Below are 11139 nucleotides of genomic sequence, written 5' to 3' on the forward strand. Positions count from 1 at the left end.
GGGGCCTCTGCTAAGAGTCGCGACGAGGGGACAAGCAGGGAATATCAATGCCGGATCAGGTTGACTGGCGGGCGATTGAACGCGAGGCCGGACCAGGCCAGGCGGTCGGTCGACTCCTACGCGATCAACGCGAGGCACGCGGTCTGAACCTGACTCAAGTCGAGAAGAGCATCCGCATCAGGCGCTCTCACCTCGAAGCGATAGAGCAAGGTCGCTACGACCAACTCCCCGGCGCCGCTTATATTCCAGCCTTCCTGCGCGCTTACGCGACCCATGTCGGTCTCGACGCTGAGAAGGTCATGACCGCCTATCATCTGTCGGGTGCCGTGCCGATCAAGCGCCCCGTGGCGCTGCCGGCCGATTTCCCGGTCATGGAGAGGCGTGCGCCGATCGGCCTTGCGGTGCTCACGGTTCTTCTCGTGGTCGCTGCCGGCTATGGCGTGTGGCACTACATGCCGCGCGATCAGGCCGTCGTCGCCCAGAAGGTTCCGCCCGTGCCGGATCGTCTGCTCTCCGAGCGGCCGAGCCCGCCGGCTGCCGCACCGAACCCGTTCGTCGCCCAGTTGCCGTCCGCGGCGGCGCCCGACACACGCACCCTCGGCGGCTCTCTGCCCGCGCAGGTCTGGCCTGCACAGCGTGTCGATGGCAGCGTGGCGCCTGCAGCTTTGGCGCCGCCGCCGGTCGTCGTCGCCGTTCCTGCGCCACCGCCACCCGTGGTGATGACCGTTCCCTCGATCGGCCAGGCGCAGGCCGCGCAGCCGCCGGCCCCCATCGATCCGCCGCGCATCGATCAGCCGCGCGCGCCCGTCGAGGAAGCCACGGCCCGACCGGCGGAGCCGGCCGCCCCGCCGCCGATTCCGGTGCGGGTCAACACGCCGATCAGCGTGAAGAGCAACAGCTGGGTCGAGCTTCGCGCCCCCAATGGCGACGTGCTGACGCAGACTTATGTCCGGGCGGGCGAGAGCTACGTCGTCCCGGCGGGAATCGCCTACCGCATTACCGAGGCCCGGTAGGGTCCGTCGCGCCTTTGTAACGGCCGCCCGCTGGCGGAGGCGGGGCGCCGCCGCTACATTGTTCCCATGAGCATCAGACCGTACCGCGACATCCAGCGCCGCAAGTCGCGGCGCGTGATGGTCGGGGCCGTGCCGGTGGGCGGCGATTCGCCGATCACCGTGCAGACCATGACCAACACGCTGACCGCGGACGCCGAGGCGACCATCGCCCAGATCCGCCGCTGCGAAGAGGTGGGTGTCGATATCATCCGCGTGTCCTGCCCCGACGAGGAGTCGACGGCGGCGCTGCCCCTGATCGTGCGGGCCGCGAAGGTCCCGATCGTGGCCGACATCCACTTTCACTATAAGCGCGCCATCGAGGCGGCGCAGGCGGGCGCCGCCTGCCTGCGCATCAACCCCGGCAACATCGGCAGCGCCGAGCGGGTGCGCGAGGTCGTGAAGGCCGCCAAGGACCACGGCTGTTCCATGCGGATCGGCGTCAATGCCGGCTCGCTGGAGAAGGACCTGCTGGAGAAATACGGCGAGCCCTGCCCGGAGGCGATGGTGGAGAGCGCGCTCGACCATGCGCGCATCCTGCAGGACCACGACTTCCACGAGTTCAAGATCAGCGTCAAGGCGTCGGACGTCTTCCTGGCGGTCGCGGCCTACCAGCAGCTCGCCGAAGCCTGCGACTACCCGCTGCATGTCGGCGTCACCGAGGCCGGCGGCACGCGCACCGGCACGGTGAAGTCGTCGATCGGCATGGGCTCGCTCCTGTGGGCCGGGATCGGCGACACGATCCGCGTCTCGCTCTCGGCCGAGCCGGAGGAAGAGGTCCGTGTCGGCTTCGAGATGCTGAAGGCGCTGAACCTGCGGCATCGCGGGGTCAACGTCATTTCCTGCCCGTCCTGTGCGCGCCAGCAGTACGACGTGATCCGCACGGTCGAGGCGCTGGAGAAGCGCGTCGCCCACATCACCACGCCGATGACGGTGTCGGTGATCGGCTGCGTCGTGAACGGGCCCGGCGAGGCGCGCGAAACCGACATCGGCTTCACCGGCGGCGGCTCCAACACCCACCAGGTCTATATTGCCGGCGTTCCGCACCATCGGCTGAAGGACGGCAACGTCGTCGACCATCTGGTCGAGCTGATCGAGAAGAAGGCGGCCGAGATCGAGGCCGCCAAGGTGGAAGAAGCCGAGCGACATCGCACCGCTGCCGAGTAGCGGTCTCCGGTCTTCCTTTCCCGACGATTTTTCAAGGCGATTTCCCGTGAGCAAGATGCAACCCGTGCGTGGCACGCACGATATCCTCCCCGACGATTACCGGCGCTTCGCGCATGTCGTCGACACCGCGCGCGACGTCGCGCGCCTCTACGGCTATCGCGAGATGGCGACGCCGATCTTCGAGTTCACCGAGCTGTTCGCCCGCGGCATCGGCGAGACGACCGACGTCGTGTCGAAGGAGATGTACACCTTCAAGGATCGCGGCGACGAATCGCTCACGTTGCGGCCGGAATACACGGCCGGCATCTGCCGCGCCTTTGTGTCGAACGGCGAGCTGGCGCAGCAGCTGCCGCTGAAGGTCTTCGCGGCGGGACCGATGTTCCGTTACGAGCGGCCGCAGAAGGGACGACAGCGCCAGTTCCACCAGATCGATCTGGAGGTATTGGGTGCGCCCGAGCCCGGCGCCGACATCGAGGTGATCTCGGTCGCGGCCGACATCCTCGACCGGCTCACGATCCTCGACCGCTGCGTGCTCAAGATCAATTCGCTCGGCGACCCGGAGAGCCGGACGGGCTACCGCAAGGTCCTGACCGACTACTATTCCGGTCACGTGGACAGGCTCTCCGAGGATTCGCGCAATCGCCTGGCGCGCAATCCGCTGCGCATCCTCGACAGCAAGGACGAGGGCGACAAGGCGATCAACGCCAACGCGCCGAGCTTCAGCGATCACCTCAACGAGGCGAGCCGCGACTTCTTCAAGTCGGTGCAGGACGGTCTCACGGCCGCCGGCATCGCCTTCGAGGTCGATCCGGCGCTGGTGCGCGGCCTCGATTACTATACCCACACCGCCTTCGAATTCGTGACCACGCATCTCGGCGCCCAGGGTACCGTGCTGGGCGGCGGTCGCTATGACGGGCTGATCGCCGAGCTGGGCGGTCCGCCGACGGCCGGCATCGGCTGGGCGGGCGGCATCGAGCGGCTGATGATGCTGGCCGACGAGCCCAAGCCCCTGCCGCGGCCCGTCGTCATCGCGCCGCTGGGTGCGGCGGCCGAGGCCAAGGCGCTTGGCATCGCGCGGAGCCTGCGCAAGCAGGGCATCGCGGTGGAGCAGGACTATCGCGGCAACATGAAGCGGCGCATGCAGCGGGCCAACAAGCTCAATGCCCGCGCCGCGCTCATCATCGGAGACGACGAGCTGGCCAAGGGCGTGGCGCAGCTCAAGGATCTCGACAGCGGCGCGCAGCGCGAAGTGTCGCTCGACGGTCTCGCTGAAGCCCTGAAGGTTTGAGATGTCGCTGTTATTGAAACTCAATCAGATCGTGACGCGCCACGCCGAGCTGCAGGCGTCTCTCTCTGCGGGCACGCTCGATTCGCAGAAGTTCGTCGCGGCCTCGAAGGAGTATGCCGACCTCGGCCCGCTCGTCGAGGCGGTGAACGAATGGCAAAAGGCCGAGCGCGATTTGAAGGACACCGAGGCGATGGCCTCCGATCCCGACATGAAGGCGATGGCGGAGGAGGAGGCGGCGGACATTCGCAAGCGTCTGCCCGAGCTGGAGCGCACCGTGAAGCGGATGCTGCTGCCCAAGGATGCGGCCGACGAGAAGAACGCCATCCTGGAAATCCGCGCCGGCACCGGCGGCGACGAGGCAGCCCTGTTCGCGGCCGACCTGTTCCGCATGTACCAGCGCTACGCGGGCGAAAAGGGCTGGAAGTTCGAGGTCATGGAACTCTCGGACACGGGCATCGGCGGCTATCGCGAGGCGATCGCCACGGTGACCGGTCGCAACGTGTTCGCCCGCCTCAAGTTCGAGTCCGGCGTGCACCGCGTGCAGCGCGTTCCGGCGACCGAGGCCCAGGGCCGCATCCACACCTCGGCGGCGACGGTCGCTGTGCTGCCGGAAGCCGAGGAGGTCGACATCAAGATCGACGAGAAGGACCTGCGCATCGACGTGTTCCGGGCCTCGGGCCCGGGCGGTCAGTCGGTCAACACGACCGATTCGGCGGTGCGCATCACGCACATTCCGACCGGGGTCGTGGTCAGCCAGCAGGACGAGAAGAGCCAGCACAAGAACCGCGCCAAGGCGATGAAGATCCTGCGGGCCCGTCTTTACGACGCCGAACGCCAGCGGCTCGACGATCTGCGCTCCGCCGACCGCAAGGGCCAGGTGGGCAGCGGCGACCGCAGCGAGCGCATCCGCACCTACAACTTCCCGCAGAGCCGGGTGACCGACCACCGGATCAACCTCACGCTCTACAACCTCGCCGAGGTTCTGGACGGGCGCGGGCTGGACGCGATCATCGATGCCCTGACCGCCGACGACGAAGCCTCGCGCCTGGCGGAGCTTGCGGCCTAGCCGGTGGCGGGGAACGCCTCCTACGACGCCCTGCTGCGCGATACCGCCGTCGCCCTGACGGCGGCCGGTATCGACAATGCCCGCTTCGAAGCCCGCCTGCTGCTGAGCCGCGCCGCGGGACTGACGATCGAGCAGTTGATCTCGCGCGGGCGCGATCCGGCGCCGGCGGCCTCGGCGCTGGCGTTGCGTGAGCTCACCGCGCGCCGGGTGCGGCGCGAACCGATGGCCTACATTCTGGGCGAGCGCGAATTCTGGGGGCTGCCGTTCAGGGTTTCGCCGGCGGTTCTGATCCCGCGGCCCGACAGCGAGACGGTGATCGAGACGGTCCTCGACCTGCTGCCCGACCGCAGCCGCCAGCTGCGGATCCTCGACCTCGGCCTGGGATCGGGCTGTCTGCTCCTCACCTTGCTGCGGGAGTATCCGCAGGCGACCGGGGTCGGGATCGATGCCTCGGAGGCGGCGCTCGCCATCGCCCAGGCCAATGCCGACGCGCTCGGCGTGGCCTCCCGGGCGCGGCTGCAGGCGGGCGACTGGCGGCGGGACGGCTGGACCTCCTCGCTGGAGGGACCGTTCGACCTGCTCGTCTCCAATCCACCCTATATCGAGAGCGCGACGGTCGAGGGGCTGATGCCCGAAGTGTCCGCGCACGAGCCGAGGCTGGCGCTCGACGGGGGCGCCGACGGGCTGGCAGCCTATCGCCTGATCGCCGCGGCAGCGCCGCGGCTGGTCGCTACCGGCGGTTGGGCGGTCGTCGAAGGGGGCGAGGGACAGGCGCCTGATATCGCGGCTCTTTTTGCGGCCGCCGGCTTTACGCCCCGGCCTGCGCGGCAGGATCTTGGCGGGGTCGATCGGGTGGTACCGGCCCAGCATTAAGAGGTTGGCAACCCGAAGGAATGAGACTAGGTTCCCTTTACCCCTTGGGGGGCCTTGGTCCGATCGGTCTGTAGCGGCGGACACCAACTCCCCTGAAATTCAGCCGTGACGGCGCCCGGGAAGGGCAGAGGGGCTCCAACAACATCCGTCCGGCGTGCAACTGGCCCTAGGTTAATGAGACCAAACAATCGTCAGCGGTCGCGCGGCGGTCGCAATGGTGGCGGCGGCGGTGGCGGCGGTGGAAACAACCACCATCACAAGCCCCAGAATTACAATTCGAACCGTCCGGCTAATCGAAATCAGATTTTCGATAGCAGTGGCCCCGACGTCCGGGTTCGCGGCAACGCGCACCAGGTTTTCGACAAATATCAGTCGCTGGCCCGAGAGGCAGCGTCCTCCGGTGATCGCATTCTGGCCGAGTCCTACTGGCAATATGCCGATCACTATTATCGGATGATCCAGGCCCAGGGCGGCTTCGTCCAACGCAACAACCTCGGTTGGGGCGAAAATGGCGAAGAAGGCCAACCCGATCAGCCGGGACAGCAGCAAGGCCAGCCCGGCGGTCAGCCGCAGCAGAATGGCGGCGATCATGCGCCGTCCAACGAGCGCGGTGGTCGTGGCGAACACCCCGATCAGAACCAGGCCGACGAGGGTCAGGGCGATGTTCGCCAGGCCGATCATCGGCAGGCTGACAATCGCCAATCCGAGAATCGTCAATCGGCTCCTCAAGCCGACAATCGCCAGGCTGACCGTCCGGCCGACAATCGCCAATCCGATCGTCAGGCTGACAATCGCCAAGCCGATCGCCAAGCCGATCGTCCGGCCGAGCGTCGCCAGCCCGAACGTCGCCAGCCTGACCGTCGCCAAGCCGAGCAAGTCGAAGAAGAGCCCGGTCTGAACGGCGTGGCTTTTCTTCAGAAGGGCCGCAGCGCGCCGATCAATAACGACCCGGCGGTCGAGGAGCAGCCCGAGCTTCCGGAATTCGTCCCGGCCAGCGGCGGCCGGCGCGCCTGATCGGCGTCGACCTAAACTCTAGAGAAAACGCCCGCTGGCAGTCGCCTGCGGGCGTTTTCATTGGTCCTACAGGTGGATCAGCGTCGGGGCGACGAAGGCGAGCACGGTGAAGGCGAAGCCTACGATGCCGAGGCCCACTGACAGGAAGGTCAGCCAGATCACGGAAGTGAGGGCGGCGGCGCCCGCCAGCACGATGCCGAGCTGGAAGCAGGCCGAGCCGTATTCGAACATGTGATAGGCCGACAGCGACCGGTCGCGATGCTCTTCTTTGATCTTGGCCCGCGCGGCCAGCTCCTTGCGGCCTTCCCCGGTTTCGGGCTCGGTGTCATAGCGCTGCGCCGTGCGCCGCCATTGCTCGGCCTGCGCCTTCAGCGCCGGGGGCATGGGGGCCGGGCCGTCCTTGTAGGTGGCCTCGACCTCATCGGCGGCGGTGCGCAAGGTCGTCTGCCGGATGGTCTTGGACTGGAAGAAGGACCACAGGTTGGACGCGTCGATGTGGCTGGCCAGCGAGTTCGTCTGAGAGCTCTTGCCACCCATTTCCGACACCGCCAGCAGGGCCGCAAGAATGGCGACCAGCAGGGCTATTTTCTTGTTCGATCCGTCAACGTGGCCGTGTCCGCCTGACATATTGAGCTCCGGGTATTGAGTGGCCGGCGTTCTTAACCCGCCTCCGTTACAGGCGAAAGCCGCACGGCCGATGAGGTCTTGCAGCGAGCCGATCCGATCCCATATCGCCTTCAGGATGCTTCTACTGAGAGGGTCCGCTCTTCCGCCCGCCGCTCGACGGGGGCGTAAAGGAAAGGGTTAGTGATGAACCAGGAAAAATACACAGAGCGCATGCGGGGCTTCCTGCAGAGCGCCCAGATGCTGGCACTGCGCGAAGGCCACCAGCGGCTTATTCCCGACCATATTCTCAAGGTCCTGCTCGACGATCCGGAAGGCCTCGCCGCCAACCTGATCGGCTCGGCGGGCGGCGATTCGCGCGCGGTCTACCGTGCCGTGGAAGCCAACCTCGCCAAGCAGCCCAAGGTCGAAGGCCAGGGCGCCGGCCAGATCTACATGGCGCCAGAAACCGCGCGCCTGTTCGAACAGGCCGAGGCGATCGCCGAGAAGGCGGGCGATTCCTTCGTCACGGTCGAGCGCATGCTGATCGCGCTGGTGCTTGCCAAGGGCACGCCGGCGGCCGAAGCGCTGGCCACGGGCGGGGTGAAGCCCCAGCCCCTCGAAAAGGCGGTGCAGGAGCTGCGCAAGGGCCGCACGGCCGATTCGGCCTCCGCCGAGGAGAGCTACGACGCGCTGAAGAAGTACGCCCGCGACCTCACGCAGGCCGCCCGTGACGGCAAGCTCGACCCGGTGATCGGTCGCGACGAGGAGATCCGCCGCACCATCCAGGTGCTGAGCCGCCGGACCAAGAACAATCCGGTGCTGATCGGCGAACCGGGCGTCGGCAAGACCGCCATCGCCGAAGGTCTCGCGCTGCGCATCGTCAACGACGACGTGCCGGAATCGCTCAAGAACAAGAAGCTGATGTCGCTCGACCTCGGCTCGATGGTCGCGGGCGCCAAGTTCCGCGGCGAGTTCGAGGAGCGGCTCAAGGCCGTGCTGTCGGAAATCTCGTCGGCGGAGGGCGAGATCATCGTCTTCATCGACGAGCTGCACACGCTGATCGGTGCCGGCAAGGCCGACGGCGCGATGGATGCCTCCAACATGCTGAAGCCCGCCCTGGCGCGCGGCGAGTTGCATTGCGTGGGCGCCACGACGCTCGACGAGTACCGCAAGCACATCGAGAAGGATGCCGCCCTGGCGCGGCGCTTCCAGCCCGTGTTCGTGGCAGAGCCGACGGTCGAGGACACGATCTCGATCCTGCGCGGCCTGAAGGAGAAGTACGAGCTGCATCACGGCGTCCGGATCGCGGACTCCTCGATCGTGGCCGCCGCGACCTTGTCCAACCGCTACATCGCCGACCGGTTTCTGCCGGACAAGGCGATCGATCTGATGGACGAGGCGGCGAGCCGCATCCGCATGCAGGTCGACAGCAAGCCCGAGGCGCTCGACGAACTCGACCGGCGCATCATGCAGCTCAAGATCGAGAAGGAAGCGCTCAAGAAGGAAAGCGACTCCGCGTCGCGCGACCGTCTCGAGCGCCTCGAGAAGGAGCTGTCCGAGCTCGAGCAGAAGTCGGCGGCGCTGACGGCGCAGTGGACCTCGGCCAAGGACAAGCTGGCCGATTCCCAGAAGGTGAAGGAGCAGCTCGACAAGGCGCGCTCCGAGCTCGACATCGCGCAGCGCCGCGGCGAACTCGCCAAGGCGGGCGAGCTGGCCTACGGCGTGATCCCCGACCTCGAGAAGAAGCTCAAGGAAGCCGAGACCCATGAGGTCGCAGGTGGCAAGGGCGTCAAGGAAGAGGTCATGCCCGAGGATATCGCGGCCGTCGTGTCGCGGTGGACCGGCGTGCCCGTCGACAAGATGCTGGAAGGCGAGCGCTCCAAGCTCCTGCGCATGGAGGAGGAGATCCACAAGCGGGTGATCGGCCAGGACGAGGCCGTCGTCGCGGTGGCGAACGCGGTGCGTCGTGCCCGCGCGGGCCTGCAGGACCCGAACCGTCCCATCGGCTCGTTCCTGTTCCTCGGCCCCACGGGTGTCGGCAAGACCGAGCTTACCAAGGCGATTGCGGCGTTCCTGTTCGACGACGATACCGCGATGGTGCGCATCGACATGAGCGAGTTCATGGAGAAGCACTCCGTGAGCCGCCTGATCGGCGCCCCGCCGGGCTATGTCGGGTACGACGAGGGCGGCGTCCTCACCGAGGCGGTGCGGCGGCGTCCCTACCAGGTGATCCTGTTCGACGAGGTCGAGAAGGCGCATCCGGACGTGTTCAACGTACTGCTGCAGGTGCTGGACGACGGTCGACTGACCGACGGGCAGGGCCGCACGGTCGACTTCAAGAACACGCTGATCATCCTGACGTCCAACCTCGGCAGCTCGCATCTGGCGGCCCTGAAGGACGGCGAGTCCACCGAATCGGTGCGCGAGCAGGTCATGGAGGAGGTGCGCCGGGCATTCCGTCCGGAGTTCCTGAACCGTCTCGACGAGATCCTGCTGTTCAACCGGCTGAGCCGGGCGCACATGACGGACATCGTCGAAGTGCAGATGCAGAAGCTGCTGAAGCTGCTGGCCGATCGCAAGATCGAGCTCAAGATCGACGGCAAGGCGCTGCAGTGGCTGGCCAACCGCGGCTACGACCCGGTCTACGGGGCGCGGCCGCTGAAGCGGGTGATCCAGCGCAGCCTGCAGAATCCGCTGGCGACGCAGCTCCTCGAGGGCAGGATCCGCGAGGGCGATACCGTCGAGGTCGGAGTCGAGAACGGAGAGCTGACGGTCGGCGGTGAGCGCGTGATGAGCGACGCCGCAGACTGACGAACGCTAGTTGCTTTTGGCGACCAGTGACGGCGCAGGTTCCTTCGGGGCCTGCGCCGTTTTCTTTGGCGCGGGCTTGGCTTCCGCGGGTTTTGCCGGCTCGCCGGCCACCGGCGCGCTCTTCAGCTGGGCGAGATACTGCTTCGCCAGGGCCTGGAAGCGTGCCGCGTCCTTGCCCCCCACCGTGCCGCGCATCGCGAACTTCTGGGTGAGCGGATTGACGTGCTTGCCGGCCTTCAGGAACTCGTAGTGGAGGTGCGGACCGGTCGACATGCCGGTCGATCCGACGAAGCCGATCACCTGTCCCTGGCGCACCGCCACGCCAGGCTTGATGCCGGGGCCGATGCGCGACAGGTGGGCGTAGGCGGTCGCCACATCATGCGTATGCTGCAACTTCACGTAGAGGCCGTAGCCGCCGTTCGGCCCGGCGGACATCACCTTGCCATTGCCGGCGGCGAGGATCGGCGTGCCCGGGGGCGCGGCGAAATCCACGCCCGCGTGCAACGCACTGAAGCCCAGAATCGGATGCTCGCGCATGCCGAAGCGCGAGGTGATGCGCGATGCGTCCATCGGCGTGCGCAGGAAGGAGCGCACGACGCTCTCGCCCTGCGGGTTGAAGAAGCCATCCGCTCCACCCTGTGGCCGATAGCGCATGACGACGACGGTCCGCTTCATGAGTCGCAGCTCGCCGGCCAACAGCCGGCCGGGATGCGTGACCTTGCCGTCGCTCGTCACCAGCTGCTCCAGCAGCACGGTGAACTTCTGTCCCTGCTTCAACTCGCGCTGGAAATCGACGTCGTAGGAGAGTGCGCGCACGAACTCGATCATGGCCGCCGACGGCGCCCCGGCCTTGATGCCGCTCTGCTGCAGCGAGCCGTCGCGCTCGCCTTCGACCCTCACGATGCGCGGGCTGACCTTGTAGATTTTCTCCTCGGCATCGTAGGTGCCGTCGTCCTTGCGGCTGACGATGTACTCCCGCTCGGGTTGAGGACGAACCGACAATGCCAGCACACGTGGCGTGTCGGGCTGCTCGGGAATCGTCTGCATCGTGAGCTCGATCGTCTCGCCCACCGCAAGCCGCTTCTTCTTCAGGAGAGACTGGAGCTTCTCCGCGATCTGTTTGCGGTCGACCTCCGCCACGTCGATGTCGGCCAGCATCTTCTCGACCGTGTCGCCCTTCTCCAGGCGCAGGGTGAGTTCGTAGACGTCGCTGGCCTGCGGTTCGGCGTCTCCCGGGAGCGTTTCCGGGGGCTTCATCTGGAAGC

Annotated in this window: 8 protein-coding genes and 1 pseudogene (1 of these 9 running past the window's edge); 7 read left to right on the top strand and 2 right to left on the bottom strand. The window is 67.0% G+C overall.

Features of this window, described 5'->3' with window-relative positions; genetic code table 11:
* Positions 1-47: 47 nt before the first annotated feature.
* The 6 genes and pseudogenes from ACQY78_RS22375 to ACQY78_RS22400 form a co-directional block, all read left to right on the top strand.
* Positions 48-1013: a helix-turn-helix domain-containing protein gene (locus tag ACQY78_RS22375; protein WP_428678899.1), complete on the top strand. Its 966-nt coding sequence runs from the start codon at positions 48-50 to the stop codon at positions 1011-1013.
* 66 nt (positions 1014-1079) lie between these two features.
* Complete coding sequence (gene ispG / locus ACQY78_RS22380) at positions 1080-2216, top strand: flavodoxin-dependent (E)-4-hydroxy-3-methylbut-2-enyl-diphosphate synthase (protein WP_428678902.1); 1137 nt, start codon at positions 1080-1082, stop codon at positions 2214-2216.
* A 55-nt stretch (positions 2217-2271) separates the two neighbouring features.
* Positions 2272-3504: a histidine--tRNA ligase gene (gene hisS / locus ACQY78_RS22385; protein ID WP_428686462.1), complete on the top strand. Its 1233-nt coding sequence runs from the start codon at positions 2272-2274 to the stop codon at positions 3502-3504.
* A gap of 1 nt (position 3505) precedes the next feature.
* On the top strand, positions 3506-4570 hold the full coding sequence (gene prfA, locus ACQY78_RS22390; protein WP_428678904.1) for a peptide chain release factor 1: 1065 nt from the start codon (positions 3506-3508) through the stop codon (positions 4568-4570).
* Between the two features lie 3 nt (positions 4571-4573).
* The gene (gene prmC / locus ACQY78_RS22395) at positions 4574-5443 is read left to right on the top strand and encodes a peptide chain release factor N(5)-glutamine methyltransferase (protein WP_428678907.1); all 870 of its coding nucleotides are present in this window, start codon (positions 4574-4576) and stop codon (positions 5441-5443) included.
* Between the two features lie 174 nt (positions 5444-5617).
* Positions 5618-5851: pseudogene (locus ACQY78_RS22400) on the top strand (DUF4167 domain-containing protein); the annotation flags it as partial.
* Between the two features lie 672 nt (positions 5852-6523).
* On the opposite strand, the gene ACQY78_RS22405 reads toward ACQY78_RS22400, so the two are convergent.
* A complete protein-coding gene (locus ACQY78_RS22405) occupies positions 6524-7084 on the bottom strand; it encodes a DUF4337 domain-containing protein (RefSeq protein ID WP_428678910.1) in 561 nt (186 codons plus the stop codon).
* Positions 7085-7267: 183 nt separating this feature from the next.
* On the opposite strand from ACQY78_RS22405, the gene clpB reads away from it, so the two are divergent.
* Positions 7268-9874 (top strand): ATP-dependent chaperone ClpB, encoded by a 2607-nt coding sequence (clpB, locus tag ACQY78_RS22410; protein ID WP_428678912.1) that lies wholly within the window; start codon positions 7268-7270, stop codon positions 9872-9874.
* 6 nt (positions 9875-9880) lie between these two features.
* On the opposite strand, the gene ACQY78_RS22415 is transcribed toward clpB, so the two are convergent.
* Positions 9881-11139: the 3' portion of a peptidoglycan DD-metalloendopeptidase family protein gene (locus ACQY78_RS22415; RefSeq protein WP_428678915.1), read on the bottom strand. 319 nt of this gene lie beyond the right edge of the window; only the last 1259 of its 1578 coding nucleotides appear in the window; its start codon lies off the right edge, out of view; it ends in the stop codon at positions 9881-9883.

The organism is Reyranella sp., assembly GCF_965279625.1.
GTDB lineage: Bacteria > Pseudomonadota > Alphaproteobacteria > Reyranellales > Reyranellaceae > Reyranella.

Excerpts from the sequence above, each read along its gene's own strand:
- ACQY78_RS22375 (WP_428678899.1), top strand. The coding sequence starts at position 48 with ATGCCGGATCAGGTTGACTGGCGGGCGATTGAACGCGAGGCCGGACCA.
- ACQY78_RS22405 (WP_428678910.1), bottom strand. The coding sequence starts at position 7,084 with ATGTCAGGCGGACACGGCCACGTTGACGGATCGAACAAGAAAATAGCC.
- ispG (WP_428678902.1), top strand. The coding sequence starts at position 1,080 with ATGAGCATCAGACCGTACCGCGACATCCAGCGCCGCAAGTCGCGGCGC.
- clpB (WP_428678912.1), top strand. The coding sequence starts at position 7,268 with ATGAACCAGGAAAAATACACAGAGCGCATGCGGGGCTTCCTGCAGAGC.
- hisS (WP_428686462.1), top strand. The coding sequence starts at position 2,272 with ATGCAACCCGTGCGTGGCACGCACGATATCCTCCCCGACGATTACCGG.
- prfA (WP_428678904.1), top strand. The coding sequence starts at position 3,506 with ATGTCGCTGTTATTGAAACTCAATCAGATCGTGACGCGCCACGCCGAG.